This is a genomic window from Mycoplasma nasistruthionis (assembly GCF_006228185.1).
GTDB classification, from domain to species: domain Bacteria; phylum Bacillota_I; class Bacilli_A; order Mycoplasmatales; family Metamycoplasmataceae; genus Mycoplasmopsis; species Mycoplasmopsis nasistruthionis.
The window spans coordinates 632,727-652,201 of the sequence record NZ_CP040825.1; the positions used below are offsets into that span (position 1 = coordinate 632,727).

Sequence of the window (19,475 nt, forward strand, 5' to 3'; positions counted from 1 at the left end):
ATTTAATTCAAAATAATGTTTAAAAATTAACAACACCCAAAGGTGTTGTTTTTGTTTTGTCACTACAATTTTGCAGATTTTTGACACATAGCAAATTTGTTAAAAATCTTTATAATTATTAATAATTATAAAGAAGCAGATTGGAGGAGACTATGAAGCATCTTTTTAAAGAAGTTTTTAGGTCATTATTCAAAAACAAAGCTACTGTAGCCGGATTAACAATTCTGGTGTTTTTAACATCTGGAATTTTTACATTATTACACGATACTGCTAAAGCGATGAAACAACAGTATCAAACAATTAAGAATAAATCAATAGCACATGATATTACTGTTGATTTAAACCTTCCAGCAAATGGGAACGCATACAACGACGGATACTACATTAATGGCTTAGTCCAATCTGATTCTTTACCTAGCGCATATAACAAACCATTAAACTATGTTGATGGACCAAATTATAAAGAACTTGCAAATGTAATTGATTTAAAACAAATTACAGATTCTTTTTTACCATTAAGTCATTTTGTTGATAAGGAAAAATTTAAAAATAAATATATTAAAAGACAAGATTTTGTCCAACTATATTCAAATTATGATACTGACAACAATAACAGTAGTTTAATTACTTTAAATTACGATGAACCAGCAAAAATATTTGAAACAAAAACAAATTATGTAATGGATCTGTATGTCAAAGATATGCTTGGAAATTACAAGAATGATACAGAAACAATTACAATCAACAATCAAGACACATTTAGGTTAGACAAAACATACAACTTAAGTGATATAGCTTATATTTCAAGTTCTGAAAATATTAAAGTCATTTTATCTCAACTATCTTCATTGTTTATTAACACAGTAACTAAAGAAGCTACATTTGACTTAATTAAAGGTCAGCAATGAAAATTAACTAATCCAGTTTTCACAATTATGCCTGATCAAATTGCTAAACTATTAGGTTTTAAAAAGTATGAAAACAATGAAAATATTTTTGTTGTTGATAAAAACACAACACCTTTTTTAATCGATATTAATTCAAATGATTCAACAGCAGATTTTATTACTAAAAACTTAAGGCAAGATATTCCGTATTCAAACTTATTTGAAGAAGAATTCAAAACAGCTGATAAAAACATGAAATTCACTTTTGAAATAGGTCAGAAATATAACCTGCCAACAAAGTGAGCCGCAAAGCAAGAGAAAATCACATATTATCAAAGGAAAGAATATAAAACAACCTTTGATGATCAATACAAAAACCTGTGAGAAGGTTCATATTCAACTTTCATGACTGAAATTGAAAACACCTCTCAATTTGATGAATTCAAAAAGTTTACATATTGAAACAAAAGTATTACAACTTATCTAAAAAGATTTAATTCCAATGGTGAATTAAAAGATGACAGGGAATTTGTCAATGAAAGTACACCTGTTGTATCTATGCAAGAGGTTAATCAAGTTAAACTACACTTAGCTCGCCGTGAAGACCAATATGGTTTTAGTGAACAAGATAATTACAAAAAACAAAGCTTAATCGAAGAACTTAAAAAAGCTAGATTAAGAACTTCAGTTTATTTACACTCAAACAATACAATTGTTAATGACAATGTAAAAAATGAATTAAATAGATTAATTGAAGCATTAAATGTTGATTCACTTACAACCCAAAGTTCTTTAGATCAACTTTTAGATACTTTTAATTGATACATTAGTTCAGTTAAAAATGCTTTTGCTTCAAATGGTGTGGAAAATCCAATTGATTTACCAATTATTAATTTAACCAATTTTGCAAAAATTCCTGATTTTGACAGTTATATGACAGGAAACAAAGGGAAAACAATTGCGGAAATTGAAGGGCTTAGTCAACCTGTTGCTAATTCAGATTACTTAAAATTAACAAACAAAAACATTAAAGAAGAATTCTTAAACAAAATTAAAGATGGTGCAGCTGATGTTGTAAAGAAAAGTATTTATGAATACATAATTAAATCTAAGGACCAAAACGGTTTGGGAATTAGTCCAAAGAATGTCGGAATTAAACAAACAATTACTGTTGATGCTTTTGATTCAGACAGTAATGAAAAATTTGTATTTCACTTCGTTAATGTCGGAGACAGTGAAAGAAAAATTAATGGTATTGAAAATAACATTAACAAACTAGTTAATGAAGAAATAAATGAAATTGATGGAAACTTAAACATTAATTCTGTTTCTAAAAATCTAGGGGATTTCTTCAGAACCAAACAACTAGAACCATATGTTTCAAAAGTTATTTTAGATAATGTTGCTATTAACATATCACCAGACACGAATTACATTAAGTTGGATTATGAATATGTCGATATTGAAAACACAGATTTTGAGAAAAATAAAACAACTTGAACTTATGGTGCAAAAATTTATAAACTATCACATTGAATAGTTAATAAACCACAAAATGAAATAACAGAACATGAAGCTAATAATTTTGCTAATTTAGCTTTAACTGTGACTAACCCACTTAAAAAAGAATTTTTAATTTTAGAACCAGTTTACAATGAATTAGAAAATAAAATTACTCACTACAGAAATGTTAGCTGAACTAATTCTGGTGATAAAAAAGGTGTAACTGAAGAAAATGCAAAACAATTTGCCAACAGCGTTTTAACAAATGATTATTTATATTCATTTTTAAAACAAAACAATTTAACTTTAAAAGCGACATTAAATCCTAATGGTTGAGTTGAAAAGAGTAATCAATTTAAAAACTCAGTTTATGTACCATTCGGTTATAGAGCGCCGCTAACTGATGTTGTTAACGAAGCTTTATCACAAGGGACTTTGAAAAAAGCTGTTGAAAATATTCAAATTAATTTACTAAATACTGATTTAGTAAAAGTTGGATTTTTAACTAAAGACATGGTTTATGCTTTAACAGATTCGGTTGATTATAGTTTTGAGGTAAATAATTTTGCTAAAGTTTTTTCATCAGGTGAAATTAATTTAAATGTTTTACCTAAATTACTACTTGATGGAATTTACCATTTAGCACATAATCCGCAAGGGGATTATGTAAGAAAAATCTTAGACAACTTATTTAGAATTGCTAAAGAGCTGATTTTAGAAAAACAAACTCTTGAAGAACAAAAAACTTATTTAAAAGAAGAAATTGAAAAAATATTCAAAGTTTATGAGCTTATTTCAGGAACAGATTTAACTAACTTTGTTTTACCAATTACCTTAGTTAAATTTGCAAAAGACCCAGTTGTGTTTATTGACTCAATTATTGCAATCATTAACTCAATTGATTTTGTTAAATTTAGTGATTTATCATACGAGTTTTTTGATAACTACTACTTAAAACCAGCATTTGAAGATGATCCTAAATGAATTAGAAAATTAAGTTTAAACGAGATTTTACTTTGATTCTTAAAATCGATTGACCAAGAAGCATTTAAACAAGGTTTAAAAGGTGTTTTAAATAATATTGATTTGACATTCTTAACAGATAATCAAGACACAGCCAATCCATTAATTTCCCTTTTCCAAAACATAAGCCCACTTTTAAAAGAACTTATTAAACAAATTAACAGTTATAGAGAACAAGACCAAGTGGCCTATCAAAATGTTATTGATGGACTAAATTACTTCATTAATGCATTCGATTTAAACATTTTTATTGAAACTCTAGAATCAAAATTAAGAATTGAAAAATTTACTGAAACAGCAACTGTTTATAATAGTGTTATTGATTCAAAAGTGTTAAATACAAGATATAACGCAGCTGGTGCTCTTTCATCATCTGACTTTATTTATGCGTTGCTTAAATCATTTTTTACCTTACCTGGTTCAAACAGAACATTCAAAAATGAATTAATCAAAATGTTAAACCTTTCAAGCAAAGGTTCAAGCATTAAAATTAAAGAAGATTTATATTTAACAATTCCATCAGCTGATCCAAATAAATTGGACTATTTTGACTTAGTTAATGCTATTTCAAATTCGGCGACCGTTACAACTGACACCACAACAAATACGGTTAAGTCAACAAAATCATTATTTGAGAAAACTTATGATTTTATTTACTTTTATTTATATCTTCTAACAGAAGAGAAAGTAAATGAAATTAACTTTAAAACACTAACTGACGAACAACGTCAACCAGCATTTTTAATGTTTAATTTAGATGAAAATAGTCCAACTGCAATAGATAAAGAAACAGCGATTTCGACATTAAAAGAATGGAAAAATCTTTTTGATTTATTTATTACAACAGAAGCCGCTCCAACTTTAAAAGAAAATCAAACGCTAGGTAATTTATTTGAGTTTTATGCAAGTTTTAAACCTAGTCAAACAAATGGTATCTGAGACTTAATCAGAGGTGCACTAGATAAATTTATTAGGTTTAATTCAAATAGTCCTTATGATGCTGTTTCTTATGGATATCCTGTTTATGCATTTTGATTAAGCATTTTTGAACCTACAAATGAAACTACTATAGAAGAAAGAATTAATTTTGCAAACGCATTATTAGAACTAGCTAATAAACCAGAAACAGTTGAAAGTTTTAATAGTTTTGAATTGTTCCAACCAGCAGCTCAAAATATTGTGGCTAGTGATTCAACTGGTTTTGGAGTATCTCGTTCATTGGCTAATCCATATGCTATGAGAGATTTATTCTTTGCAAAAGATAGAAATAATTCATACCTAAATACTGATTTACAGAATTTAGTAAATAATAATTCTAAATTTACTGAATTTGTAAATAAAAACTCATTAGAAATTACAAAAGTATTTTCATACATTGCAAGTTCTAATGCTTTTGATAGTTTTAGAAAATTAAATCCAAAAAATAATCAATTTGAAAATGCTACAGAATATTCTGGTTATGCTTTAAAATACCAAAACATCTATTCTGTAATAATAAACAACTTAATTAACGGTGTGTTTACAAATCCGTTGTTAGCTAAACATTATGAAACTATTGACAAGATTCTTTCATCAGAAAATCCACAATTCAATTTAAGTGCTTTAGGTATTTCTGAAGCTTTAATATCACCTGCTCTAGCCACAAGAAACCCACAATTATTAGTTTGATTATTAACAGACACTAATAATATAGGGGAAAAAGGTGTTGATAATGCCAATATTGCTTACTTAATTTCAAACAAATTAATTGATTTTAGTAAGTTGTTAAATGAAGGTGAAGAAAAAACTTATGAAGTAATTAACTCACTTTTAAAACCAGTTGTTAAAGTCCCTACATTTGAAAAAGATTTAACTTTCCAAATTGCTTTAGACAATGACATAATTATTAATTGACTTGATAAAAATAAAAACAATAGTACTGATTTTTCACCGTTTGGTGTTAACTTAATCGATGTACTATATAAAGCAATCAACACTGTAACGGGGATTAATAAACTAGAAACTGCTTTAAAATTTGACGAAATAGGTTCTTATGTTGCTAAAGCAAATTATGCTTGATTAGTTAAAAATAATAAAAAAGTTTATACAGGTAAATTACCTGAAAACCCTAACACAATGCTTGCTTTAGTTAATTCATTGCCTAATGATTACAAAATAAATGTCAATGGTTCAGATTTTATTATTATTGGTGATGATTTAACTTATGACAACATTTATCCAGTTATTGATGAATTAAACCTACAAGTTAATACAAAATCTCAAGCTGTTTTATATGTAAACAACCAAGGTTTTGACAGAATTAAACAAGCTTATGTAGGAAATGTTGTAAAAGAGTATTTATTAATCAAAAATACAAAAGATACTAACTTAACAAATGCTGAGTTAAAAAACACATTAAACAACGAAGTTCAAAACTTATCAAAAGATAAAACAGGATTCCAAAGAGTTTATTTAGATGATGAACTCGATGGACTAAACCCTGAAAGAAGTATTAGAATAACAGCAATTAAAGGGTTAATAAAAGCAGTTGATTATGTAGCTAAAATATTACTATCAATATTAATTACGCTTGTATCAATTTCGATTATTTTCATTATTAAACGTTATATTTCAAACAAAAATAAAGTTATTGGTATTTTAGTCGCGCAAGGTTATACACCACTTCAGATAGCTTTATCTATGACTGTATTTGCTTTCTTTACGATTGTTGTAGGTGATTTAACAGGATATTTAGTGGGATTCTTATTACAATCTCAAGGAATAAGAATTCTGGAAAATTACTGAACTGTCCCAGTTCAAACGTTAAACTTTTCACCGTTTTCATTAATAGTCAACATAGTCATTCCACTAACAGCGATGTCAATTTTAATTATTGTTGTTTCACTACACTCACTAAGACATAAATCAATTGATTTAATGAGTGGAATCACAGAAATTAAAATTGGTGAAATGCAAAAAAGATATTCAAAACTATTTAAAAACAAAACATTAAGGCTCGCTTTACAGCTTCACTTGGATATAATAGTTTCTGAAAATTAGTGTCATTTGGAATTTCAATTATTTTAGCAAGCATTACAACTCTGTTTGGTTTTGCGACCTTTGGGGTATTTGAAAGTTCGATTGAAAAAACTTATTCAAACAGGGCATACAACTTTAGATTTGATTTAAACAGTCCTTCTATTGAAGGTGGTTCAATTCAACCTTATAATCCGGCAGATTTAAATAATAATCTTTATGTACCATTAGGAAAAATTGAAGAAGCAAACTCATTTGCCCCTGATTATTTAATCCCTGGTTATTCATCAATAGTAAATCAAAACAATGGTAATGGAATAATTAGCCAAGATGATAAATTCACACCACATGTTGCTACACAGTTTTCATTTAATATTAAAATTGATTCATCAATAGCGATTGACCCTTGAGAATTAGTTTATAACTCATTACCTGATTCGCAAAAATCAAGAATTATTAAAATCAGAAATTTAGCCGGACGTAGTTTAGAAAAAACACAAGAAGGTTTGATTTGAAAAACAAGACCAGTTAGTGAAGAAAGATTAAAACAACTTTCTGAATCAGACGCCAAAATCGCTACTGAAGAAATTGATTTAGAAGCAATGGCAGAAGTTCCAAATCAAGTTCAAGCATTTTTCCACTATGTCACTGACTTCAACGAACCAACAAAAGGTAAATTTTATTATCTAAAATGAAATGAAGCAACTAGAATTTATGAACATGAAACTATATCAACTTCAAGATGAAGAGATGAATATAGAGACTTTTTAGTTAAAGCATATAATATTTTAAATGCTGAAAATATGGTGCTAGAAGCTGAAGGAAAACCATCGAAAGTTAATGACTTTTTAATCTCATTTGGTGGAATATATTTCAATAAAGAATTGGATGATGTTTATACCTATGTTTCAGGGACATTAAGACATAAAAATAATGATGAAAACATCCGTTTATATGGTTATAAATATGACTTAAACAAAACAGATGAACAACATGAAAAAGATTTTGTTCGTGTTATTTCAGAAGATGGCAAAGACTTATTAAAAGAAATTAATGAGACATATTTACAAAATCCTGAAGGACCAATTCCTGTAATTATTAATGAAGTTACTTCTAAGAAATATAACTTAAAGAAAAATAGTAAGTTTAAAATTACCGTATTAAACCATGTAGATAGATTTAAAAACAAATTGGCAAATAAATTAGATCCAAACTTTGAAATACCTGTTTATCAAGCAGAATTTATTGTTAAAGGGTTTAATCAAACTTATATTAATAATGAATTTATTATTCCTAAAAAGCTGCTGATAGCTTAACAGGATTAAATACACTATCTTATTCAACAAATAATTCAATTATTTCTGAACCATTCAATGGAATTTTATCTAAGAATAAAACTCCTTCTCAATTGATTTCATCAGCAGGACTATATTCAACAAGCGGGTATTGACCTGCATCCGGAACATTTGATGTTAAAAACTTGAACGAAAAAAATAAAAAAGAATTCTTTGACGCCTTATTTGGTTCAACAAATACTGTTGCAAACAGCACAGTACCTGGGGTTATGTCAAGATTAGGTTATAGTGATTTACAAATTTTACAATTCTTAAATCCGGAGTATCTAAACACACCTCCAACAAATATTAAAGAAGCTTATGAAACTGAAAAAGAAAAACTAGAAGTTAATATTAATAAATTTGCTCAAATATTTGATGATAAACTTTATGTACCTTTTGCAAGTACAGTAGATTCAAAAGAAATTGAAGTTGCTTTTACTATGGGAGTGGCAAAAACGGTTCAAATTGTAGTGACATTAATTACAATTTTAACTTTCATTGTTGCTATAGTAATTCTGATTATTATTTCAACAATTTTAATTAGTGAAAATGAAAAGAATATAGCAATTTGATCAATTTTAGGTTATACAAAACGTGAAAAAGCACAGATGTTCTTTGGAATTTATGTTCCATTTATCTTGCTATCAATCTTGATTGCTTTACCTCTTGCATTTGCTATGATGGCAGTGTTTAGTTTATTCTTAACAACAGCGGCATCAATAGCAATACCGCTTACATTAACAGCATTTAATGTTTTTGCAACAATAGGTGTTGTTTTAGGAGTGTTCTTCTTAACTTCTATTGCTTCATGAATTAGCATTAACAAAATAAAAGCAATTGATCTATTGAAAGGAAAATAGCATGTTATTTAATTTAGACAATGATAAAGAAATTTAGAACCTAAGAATTCTGAATTAGTCAGTGACACAGTTGAAAAAGTCCAAGAAGCACAAGAAGAATTAAATAATCAAGAATTAACTTCTGAAGTAGTTTCATCAGAACCTGCTGTTGTTTCTTCAAAAGATTCAGATGTTAAAATAACTACTAAAAATGTTTTTGATATTTTAGATGTTGAAGATGGATCAAATGTAATGCATGTTGATGCAAGAATTGCTAGAAAGCTGAAAAGAGCATCTAATAAAAAGCGTTCTAAAGATGGTTCAGAGAACCTAAAAAACTCTGGAAATGCAGTGATAGAAGTAAAAAACGTAAGTAAATATTATTTATCTGGAAACACTGTAACAAGAGTTTTAAGAAACGTATCAGTAACCATTAATAAAGGTGAATTTGTTATGATTTTCGGTAAATCTGGAGGTGGAAAAAGTACACTATTGAATCTAATTAGTGGACTTGATAGACCTTCAAAAGGTGATGTTGTTGTTTGTGACAATAACTTACCTTATTTAAGCGATTGAGCTTTAACTTTGTTTAGAAGAGATCACATCAGCTTTATATTCCAGAACTATAACTTATTACAAAACCTAACAGGTTATGACAACGTCGAAACTGGTTCATACTTACAAAAGAAAAAAGAACTTAAATTAGACATTAATAAATTGTTTGAAGAATTTGATATGGAAGATGTTAAACACAAATACCCATCCCAAATGTCTGGAGGACAACAACAAAGAATTTCAATCTTAAGAGCATTAGCTAAAAATGCTGAAATCATTTTTGCTGATGAACCTACAGGGGCTTTGGATGATAAAACAACAGAAATTGTTTTAAGTTACTTATTTGATATTAATAAAAAATACGGAACTACAATTGTCATGGTTACTCACAATCCAATGATAGAAGCAATTGCCGATAAAATTATCCATGTTAGAAAAGGAAGAATTTCAGATGTTATTTTGAATAAAAACCCTAAACACCCTAGCGAACTCGATTGAAAAGAATAAATTTGTAAAAACTCAGAACAAGTCGTTCTGAGTTTTTTGTGTAAATTTATGATAAAGTCAAAAAAGTTGTTTTTAATGTTGTGTTTTTATGTTAAAACGCCTTAAATAATGTAAAATTTAAACACTAAGGAGTAATAATGGAAAATCACTCAGAACAAGAACTAATTAGACGTAAGAAACTTGACTTTTATAAAGAAAATAATGTTGAAGCTTTTGCTAAAGCTGACGACTTAAAATCTTTATCATATTCAGTTGATTTAGAGGCTAAATACAATCAATTTTCTAAAGAAGAATTAGCTGAAGCTAATCATGAAGTTGCAATTGCAGGAAGAATTTTAACTAAAAGAGGACCTTTTATCTTACTTAAAGATTACAAAGGAAAAATTCAAGCATATTTCAACAAAAAGAACATGATGAAACAGTTGCTAAAATAGTGGATTCATTTGACCTAGGAGACATTATTTATGTAGCCGGAACAGTGATGAAAACACAAACTGGAGCAGTTTCAGTTAAAGCAAAAGAGATCAAACTTTTAACAAAAGCTTTAAAACCACTTCCTGACAAATATCATGGTTTAACTGATGTTGAAGAAAGATATAGACACAGATATGTTGATTTAATTGTCAATGATGAATCTGTTGAAGCTTTCAAAATTAGAACAAAAATGATTAGTGCTATTAGATCATATTTTGATTCAAACGAATATATGGAAGTTGAAACACCGTTTTTACATGATTATTTATCAGGTGCTAGTGCTAAACCATTTACAACACATCATAATGCTTTAGATCAAGAATTTGTTTTAAGAATTGCAACAGAGATTCCGTTAAAAAAATTACTTGTAGGTGGAATTGATAGAGTTTATGAAATTGGTCGTATTTTCAGAAATGAAGGAATTGATACAACTCACAATCCAGAATTTACATCAATTGAGTTTTATGAAGCTTATTCAAACCTAGAAGGGATGATGCAACACACAGAAAATCTTTTCAAGGAATTAGCTAAAAAACTAAATAAACCAGTTGTTATCAACAAAGGACAAGAAATTGATTTAACAAAGCCTTTTGCAAGAATTGACATGGTTGAAGCTGTTTCAAAAGCAACAGGACATGATTTTAGAAACATTTCATTTGATAAAGCAGTAGAAGTTGCTAAGTCGCATGGAATTAAGATTGAAAAATTCCATAAGTTAGGTCACATTATTAATGAACTTTTTGAAGAGTTAATTGAAGAAACCTTAATTCAACCAACGTTTGTTTATGGTCACCCAATTGAAATTTCTCCATTAACTGCTAAAAAAGATGATCCAAGATTTACTGAACGTGCTGAATTATTCATTAATACTAAAGAATATGCAAACATGTATACAGAGCTTTCAGATCCAATCGACCAACTACAACGTTTCGAAGACCAACTACAAGAAAAAAACAATGGAAATGATGAAGCAAGTGATATTGACTGAGATTTTGTTGAGGCATTAGAATATGGAATGCCACCAGCAGGTGGGTGTGGTATCGGTATTGACCGTTTAGCTATGCTGTTCTGTGAAAAAGATTCAATTCGTGATGTTTTATTATTCCCAACAATGCGTAGAATTCAAAAATAAATAATAGTTCTTAAAATCGTCTTTTATAGGCGATTTTTTACCAAAGTAAAAGGAGCACAAATGATAAAAGAATATCAAGCTTTAATTAGTGATGAAACAAAAGTAAATGCTATTTTAGCAAATACTTCAGCCTATTTAAATGAAAACATTAATCAGTTAAACTGAGTAGGTTTTTATGTAAATGAAGACAACGCACTTCATTTGCATGCTTTTCAAGGAAAAGTTGCTTGTACAGTCATAGACTTCAATCGTGGTGTTTGTGGTTATGCTGCTAGAAACAGAAAAGTAACTAATGTACCAAATGTACATGAATTTGATGACCATATCGCTTGCGATAGTGCTAGCGAATCTGAACTGGTAGTGCCAATAATTGTTAATAATGAGTTATTTGGTGTTTTAGATATTGACAGTCCAATTTTGAACCGTTTTGATAAAGAGTTAGAAACTACAATAGTTGAAATAGTTAAAGTTTTAGAAAATAAATTAACACAATTATTTTCTAAGTAAGGAGTAGCAATGAAAATTAAATCAAAATTAAGATTTTTACCACTTTTTGGTGCATTAACTTTAGCATCGAGTGTTTTTATAGCTGCTTCATGTAATAATGCAACTCACAAAATAGATGGTGCCGAAATTAAGCCTGCAGATGGAAAAAATAATAACCCAAAACCAGCCCCAGTTGATAAAGATGCTACCAAAAAAGATGTAAAAGAATTAGAAGAACAACTAAAAGCAGCGAGACAACTTGCAATTGATAAAGTAAATAGTTATCAAAACTCAATTTCTCAAAGCATATTACAAAGAGAATTCATTGAAAAAATATCTGTAGCTAAAAATGAAGAACAAATCTATTCAACATTAACAAACTTAACTGAGTTAGTTGATAAATTTAATGAATTAAAAACAACATTAGAGCAATCAAAACCTGTTTCTGTTGAAAATTCAGAATTAGAAAATGTTTTAGAAACAAATCTAAAAACATCTGTTTCAACTGCAGAAACAACTATTGCTGATAGTAAATTAGTTGATACAAATAAAAATGTGGCAAGCATTTTAAGTGATTTAGATAGCAAAATTCAAAACTTAACCACTTCATTAAATTCATTAAAACAAAACCTACCAGCATTAAAAGAAGCCTATGCGCAAATAAAAGACTCAAATGTTTTATCTGATAATGTAAAAACAACTTTAAACACTTTATTAAATACCATTAGCTCAGCAAATCAAATACAAATATTCAAGGATGAAGTTAAAGATTTATCTGACAAAGTTTCAAGCTTGTTAGATGAATTAAATAAATCAAATACACTGCTTGAAAATTCAGAGTTAAGCGACTTGCAAAAAACAAACTTAAAAAACGATAAAGAACAAGTTTCGGAATTATTAACTGACAGTAAACTTTCTGACCTAATTAATAACAATGTTTTAGCAACAACTACAAATGTTGTAGAAAAAACAGAAATTTTAACCACCACTTATAACGCTTTAAATGAGTTGGTTGAAACAATTAATGGTGCTAAAAAAGAACTAGAAACAGTTCTAAATCAATCGTTTACAGAAACCGCAAAAGCACAAACAATTACTTTGTTAAATCATTCAGCTAATAAAGAAACAGTATTAGAACTAAAATCAACTATTTCAAGCTTAAACAATAATTTAGCAATGGCTAAGACAAACATTACTGAAGCTAAAGAATTAGTTGCTAAAGATGAAACAGAATCAACTAAAAAAGATAAAGTTAATCAAGCATTACAACAACTAGAAACAATTGTTGAAAATAATAAAATCAAGATGCTTGAAGACAATTCTCTTTCAAAAACAAATTCAAAATTAGCTGAATATGTTTTAAAACTTGAACAAGCATTAGTTACAACAATTGAAGAATTTGAAGCAAAAATCAGAACACACTACCAAATGTCTTTTGTTGATTCAGCATTAGAAAAAGTAGTTAACAAATTCAAAGAAGCATTTAACAATCAAGAGCAACAAAACACTTACAACAGCGAAGTTCAAGATTTAATTTCATTAAAAGAACAAATCAAAGATGCGATTAATAAAGCAAATGAAATTCCAGAAAAACCAACTTATTTATCAGAAGCATTAAACTCATTAACAAATGTTTTTGAAAATGACAAATTTAAAACACTTCCTACAGATAATTTTGCAAGTGATAAAACAAAGATTGAAGAAATAATTGAAAACTTAAAATCACAAACAGAAAAAGCTAAAAAAGAACAAACATTAGCACAAGCTAAAAAATCAAACAGCACTAAAGTTGATGAGTTAAGTTATCTTTCTAATACTGTAAAATCAGAACTAAAAAATCAAATTAATAACTTGGATAACCTTGCAAGTATTGAATCTCTTGTAAATTCATTATCTTCATTACAAGCTCCAATTGATCAATTACAAGCAGAAATTACAAAAGGACAACAATACTTATCAACAAACGAGTCTAAAACTCATGATAAAAAATCAAAAGTTCAACAAGCTGTTGATAATGCAATTACGTCTGTATCATCATCTAAATTAAATAAATTAAAAGATAACAATGTTAATGACACCGTTTCAGAATTAAACACATTAAAACAAGCTATTATAGATGCCCTAGCACTATCAGAGCCTGTTGAAACACCAACTGAAGATCCACAACAAAAAGCTTTAGAGCAAGCTAAAACAGAAAACAAAAACAAAATCCAGGCATTAACTTATCTATCAGATTCATTAAAAGAAACACTAAAACAAAAAGTTGATTCAATGACTTCTGCTGAGGAAATTAATACTTATGTTAATTCATTAAGTTCGCTTGAAACACCAATTAATGAACTTAAAGCAAAACTAACAGAAGGAAATACATACTTAGAAAATAATTCATCTAAAGAACATGCTAAAAAAACAGCTGTTAAAACAGCGGTGGATAAAGCTAATGAATATTTAGTTGATTCAAAACTAAATAAACTTAAAGACGATAATATTCAAGATACAGTCGCTGAATTAAATACCCTAAAACAAAGCCTAACAGATGCATTAAATCAAGAAGAACCACAAGACGATGAAACCGAAAAGTTTAAAACAATGGTTAATAATGCATTAGCGCCTTCAATTAATCCTAATTTACAAACAAACTATGCTGATGTGTATAACAAAATTACATCAGCATCAATTAATAGATACAACTTTGACTTATTTATTTCAACAACAAATGTTGAAGACGCTAAATTAACACTTAAAAAACTTGAACTAAAACCAGATAACAGAAACACCTTGATGGTTACTTATTTAGCTAAGAAGTTATCAAAACCTTCAATTACAGCTGAAGTTACAAAAGAAATTAATTTCCCTAATGATGTAATGACTGCTATAAATTCAGCTGAGATGAGTGATATTGATACTTACTTTAATTTTTATAAAACTAATTTAGCAACCAATACAGTTTCAGATATGGTTGCTAGTCAACTGCCTTTAATCTTCCAACCTAAAGAAACTAAATTTGGTAAATTCTTTAATTATGCATTAGCAAATCAAAACGGTGGGTTTGAAAATGGTAAAGCATTTATTTATGTTGATATTAAATACCAAGATCAAACAATAAAAACAATTAAAGTCTATTCAAAAATAAAGTTAAAACAGAAACAAACTTCTATGACACATGAAATGTTGAATATACTCAAGCATTTAAAGACTCAGCAATGTATAATTCAACACTAAATGATAATGGTGTTTATTCAACAAGTATTTATGAAACTATAGATGCTGAAGTAGTTGCAGAAATAGCAAAAGTAAAAGCAGAAAATCCAAATAAACCAGATAATGTAAACAGCGTTACTGCTATCAACAATGTTCTTAAAAAATATATTAGTTTTTCAGGTTCAGGTGTGGTGGATACATGAAGAATTGGTGCTTATTCATGAGCTGGGAATAATGTTAGAAATTGATACTTACAAGACGAATCTACAAACAGTATATCTTTCAACATAATTGTAACTCAGCAAGCTAATACCTACTTGATGCAAGTACAATTAAGACCTAAAAACTATTATGAATTTCTAAAAAATAGAGACAAGGTTCAAAGCAATGAATTAGCTTCAGCTGCTGAACTTTTAGGTTTAACAGGAGATGCAGATACAAGAATTAATAGTGTTCAATTAGGTGATTTATTAGACTTAACTACACCAAGAACCAAAGGTGTTACACATAATACAGAAACAGCTTATGGTGATGTAGTAGAGAAATTAAATAGAATTTATCAATTCCCTAAATTTGGACCATATGAAATATATGTTCATGAAACTACAAGCAAAGATCATCTAGCAGGAGTTGCTAAAGTAAGATTCGGAATTAAAAAAGATGGTGTACAAGTCGGAAAAACTTCTAGAGAAGTAGATTTCCCTGTATTTAAACCAATGAATTATTTTGATGTTCCTAAGAAAAATCCTTCTTCAGCATGATATACAGAAGCAGATTTCACAGGATCAGAGTTTTCTAAACCAAGCACTGATGAACAAAGTAAGATGAATGCTATTAATTCAACAAACTTTGTAGCGAGAAAGGTTTCAACAGCAGTAGCTAATAAGAATTTTACTAACTGATATAGAGTTTTAGATGCAAATGATATAGTAGATCAAGGTGCTTTTGAGAAAATTAATTTTATGATTGGATTCAAAGGACAAGTTGCCAAAGAAGCAGATAACCAAAATGAAAACTTTAAAAATGTTGAAACAAATGATGATGAAGCTAATTCAGCTCCGCTGCCACCAACAATTCCAACAGATGATGGAACATTTACTTTACCTGGAGATCAAGAAAATACAACAAATCTTAACCAATTATCTAAAGATTGATTTATTTATTTTGTAGATGTTCAAAAAGCAAAATCAAATTGAAGAATAAACATTTTTGACAGATTATCTTTTAGACTTGGTTTTATTAACAAAAGAATTCCTACAACAAGATTTATCACTCAAGGAAGAATAACTCTTGCTAATGTTGTAAATGATTACAAATTAAACATGTATCCAACTTATATGTTAAATTCACTTGGATTAAGCAATATTCAAAACTTTCAAGATTTCTTTGGGGATCAATTTGGTATCGAAACATATTCAGCACAGCAAGTGTATGATAACTTTATTAGAAACGGCAAAACAACTTCTACTTCATTACAACCTAATTTTTCAAATAAAGGTCAATCACCATTTGTAAGTTCAAATTTCTGAATTTATAATAATTATTCTTTCACAAATAGAGATAATAATTTAAAAATCAAAGAAATGAAATACTTTACAGAAGATCCAAATGGTGTTTATGTTCAATTAGAATATACTGACGGTAGAAATGTGAAGTTCGAAGGTAATAATTGATACAGATTTAGCAAATCTGGAACAGGTGCACCTGCTGACTTAAACTTTTTATTCGATGGTTCTAATAAATTAACATTTAATAACCAAAACCTTAAAACAGTTCATTTAGAAAGAAATAAAGTTTATCGTGAACGTATTATTGAACCAAAATTAGAAGATACTACATGAGATTTTGATGAAAATACTCAACAACTATCATGAACTTTAAAAAATGATTACATCAATAAAACAGTGTTAAAAGAAAATACTACAAACAGAAAATTAACAATGCAGTTCTTTGGGTATACATATTACAAACTTCTTCCAAATTCATGAAAAAGAATTACAGAACAAGGTATAACATTTAATTTTGATTTAGAAAAAGTTTTATCAGGACAAACAGATACATTCAAAGGTTCAATTGAAGGGGTGAATACTTCTGGCTCATATAAAACTCCTACAATATCATATACAGCCACTGCCACAAAAACAGCTGATGGTATTAAATTCACATTTGATCTAGATGATAAATCAAATAAATTAAAATACGGCGATTTATATAAATATCAACTAAACCCAACGCTAGAAAGTAGTTACAGTGGAGAATTTAGTAAAGATAAAGCGTTTTTAGTAGCCAAAAATGCTGCAAAAATTACCTTAAAATACATTAACAATGTAGAACATGAAGAATTCGGAAGTAAAACTAACGAATTTTTATACAAAAATATGCTATACAACGGTCACAATCAACCGTATGTAATGTATAACGATAAAGTAGCACAAGATGCATTTGGATATAATCCAAATCAAAACGTTTCATATGAATTACACAACGGTTATATGTTAGATAACAACACTTTATCAACAGTTAATAACCAAACACAACAGGAACAAAATGTTTGAATGAGAGCTATTGCTTTATCATTCGGTTCAGGTACTATTTGAGGTCGTTTAAGTAAAGATCCAAACAATCATAAATTCTTAATCGGAACAAATAATCACGTTGAAGCAGTAACTGGCTCTATGGAAGCGTTAAAAGCTTGAAATGGAGATGTTAAGCCATTGGCTGGTGAAAAATACATTGTTAAACCAGGTGACAATTTAGGAAATGATGTTACAGCAGGATTTGGTTACTGAAATGGTCTATATAGATTACCAGCAGACTTTTATCCAATTTGAACAGGTGTTAACCAAAAGAATGTTGAAGGTGTTAGATTAAGACAAAATAATGGTGTTGATGTTGATACATCAGTTTTAGCTATTGACTTAAAAGACTTAGCTAAAAAAGCTCGTAGAGCGGCTAAGTTCCAAACAGCTGAACATTATGAAAAACTAGCAACAATGCCTGATTTACCACTGCTTGATGACAAAATCAATGGTATTACTAATTCATCTCCATACTACTTTAATGGAGCTATGATTGGATTTCCTTATGGAGTACAAGCATCATACTTTATTAACAGAGCAAGAATTGATGATACAGGGGTTGGGTTAAATACACAAAATGGATTTTTAGCCACAACATTTAACTCAGGAAATTCAGGTTCAGGTCTTCAAATGGGTCAAAATGGATATGCTGAAATTATCAATTCAGGTTCGCCTAGAACTTACTTAAGAGGATGAAAATATAACACAGGTAGTGTTAACTACTGAGGAGTTAATAAACCAGGAGTTGATCCATTATCACTTAAAAATGACAACTCATTAGCAGGAGTTTTATACTATAACTCAGTTACAAATCCAAACGAGTTTTCAGCACCTACATTTATTAATTTAATTAACAATACTTCTGAAGAAGAACAACAATAATAAAAAACCAGCATCTAATGCTGGTTTTCTTTTGTCATTTGATTTACCTAAACAGTGTCTGAATTTCATTAACTATACTAAAAAATGCAATATCCTTTTATATAACAACAAAAAGATATTGCAAATTAAATTAATAATTACTGAATTTCTCAAGGTTTTGTAGCAGTGTCATATTTAACTTTTAAACCATATTTTCAGGCAAAACCTAAACCTGGAGTTAATAAGAAACCACCAATAAATAAAGCAATATTTAAACCAATTACTAAACCTAAATTGTCTCCTTTATAGAATAAAGGATGTTTAAAGTTTAAAAATGAGTAAATAGTTAAATTCATTTCTTTATATAGATTTATTTTAGCTAATTCAACTGTTTTAGTGTCTCTAATAATTGAACCATCTAGCCCTACCTTAAAGGCTTCAACGTTTTTGTTTCCAGATAAAAATGTAACTAAAGCAAATGCTCAATAAGTAATCATTACAATTGTTGATAATCAAATTGTTAGTTTAGTTACTGATATATTTTTTCTGTTTAAAATAACAAAAACAAAACAAATTACAGGGTTAACAAAGTGCACTAATGAACTTGTTATAAATCTTTGAATATCACCCGTAACTTCAAACGGAAATATTAAAGCTCAAAAAACAATGAAAGTTATAGTTATATAGACATTTGCTAAAAACAATGCTCTTTGAGCTATTCAGTTTTTAGGATAAATAGCAAATAAAATAAGTGCCATTCCTACAAATAAATTACTTAATCACGTAAAGGTTAAAGTTACGTTTCAAAAGTTGGCTAAAATGTTAGGTGTAAATCCTTTCTCTAATAACAACTTTTTGTCTTCTAGAGTTAATTTTGCAATATTGTTATACATTTCTGAACTAACAATTTGTCATCTTCAGACAGTTGTTATAAATACTAATAAAATAACTGCAACACCAGCAAATAAGGTAGCTTTTCTAAGTTTAGATCAGCTATTAAAAGTGTAGTGCTTAGTGTTTAGAAATAGTTTTGATAACATAATTTTTAATTTACATTTTAGTGGAGTAATTATACT

10 protein-coding genes are annotated in these 19,475 nt (G+C 28.5%); 9 read left to right on the forward strand and 1 reads right to left on the reverse strand.

Annotation, left to right across the window (positions count from 1 at the left end):
- Nucleotides 1–152: 152 nt before the first annotated feature.
- The 9 genes from FG904_RS02655 (at nucleotide 153) to FG904_RS02690 (ending at nucleotide 18,420) form a co-directional block, all read left to right on the forward strand.
- Complete coding sequence (locus FG904_RS02655) at nucleotides 153–6,452, forward strand: ABC transporter permease (RefSeq protein WP_139592372.1); 6,300 nt, start codon at nucleotides 153–155, stop codon at nucleotides 6,450–6,452.
- Nucleotides 6,452–7,744 carry a hypothetical protein gene (locus tag FG904_RS02660; protein ID WP_139592373.1) on the forward strand — a complete coding sequence of 431 codons (1,293 nt, stop codon included), beginning with the start codon at nucleotides 6,452–6,454 and terminating at the stop codon, nucleotides 7,742–7,744. Before FG904_RS02655 ends, FG904_RS02660 begins: the two co-directional genes overlap by 1 nt.
- A 92-nt stretch (nucleotides 7,745–7,836) precedes the next feature.
- Nucleotides 7,837–8,625, forward strand: a complete 789-nt coding sequence (locus FG904_RS02665; protein ID WP_139592374.1) for an ABC transporter permease — start codon at nucleotides 7,837–7,839, stop codon at nucleotides 8,623–8,625.
- Nucleotides 8,626–8,856: 231 nt separating this feature from the next.
- Complete coding sequence (locus FG904_RS02670) at nucleotides 8,857–9,666, forward strand: ATP-binding cassette domain-containing protein (RefSeq protein WP_179950148.1); 810 nt, start codon at nucleotides 8,857–8,859, stop codon at nucleotides 9,664–9,666.
- A gap of 137 nt (nucleotides 9,667–9,803) precedes the next feature.
- Complete coding sequence (locus tag FG904_RS03505) at nucleotides 9,804–10,100, forward strand: hypothetical protein (RefSeq protein ID WP_476738912.1); 297 nt, start codon at nucleotides 9,804–9,806, stop codon at nucleotides 10,098–10,100.
- Nucleotides 10,100–11,272 carry a lysine--tRNA ligase gene (lysS, locus tag FG904_RS02675; protein ID WP_476738913.1) on the forward strand — a complete coding sequence of 391 codons (1,173 nt, stop codon included), beginning with the start codon at nucleotides 10,100–10,102 and terminating at the stop codon, nucleotides 11,270–11,272. The genes FG904_RS03505 and lysS overlap by 1 nt, the downstream gene beginning before the upstream one ends.
- 60 nt (nucleotides 11,273–11,332) lie before the next feature.
- A complete protein-coding gene (locus FG904_RS02680; RefSeq protein ID WP_139592376.1) occupies nucleotides 11,333–11,779 on the forward strand; it encodes a GAF domain-containing protein in 447 nt (148 codons plus the stop codon).
- A gap of 9 nt (nucleotides 11,780–11,788) precedes the next feature.
- Nucleotides 11,789–14,980 carry a GA module-containing protein gene (locus FG904_RS02685; protein WP_139592377.1) on the forward strand — a complete coding sequence of 1,064 codons (3,192 nt, stop codon included), beginning with the start codon at nucleotides 11,789–11,791 and terminating at the stop codon, nucleotides 14,978–14,980.
- The gene (locus FG904_RS02690; RefSeq protein WP_139592378.1) at nucleotides 14,962–18,420 is read left to right on the forward strand and encodes an MGA_1079 family surface serine endopeptidase; all 3,459 of its coding nucleotides are present in this window, start codon (nucleotides 14,962–14,964) and stop codon (nucleotides 18,418–18,420) included. Before FG904_RS02685 ends, FG904_RS02690 begins: the two co-directional genes overlap by 19 nt.
- 137 nt (nucleotides 18,421–18,557) lie before the next feature.
- Here FG904_RS02690 and FG904_RS02695 read toward each other — a convergent pair whose 3' ends face one another.
- The gene (locus FG904_RS02695; protein WP_139592379.1) at nucleotides 18,558–19,439 is read right to left on the reverse strand and encodes an MAGa3780 family membrane protein; all 882 of its coding nucleotides are present in this window, start codon (nucleotides 19,437–19,439) and stop codon (nucleotides 18,558–18,560) included.
- Between the last annotated feature and the right edge of the window lie 36 nt (nucleotides 19,440–19,475).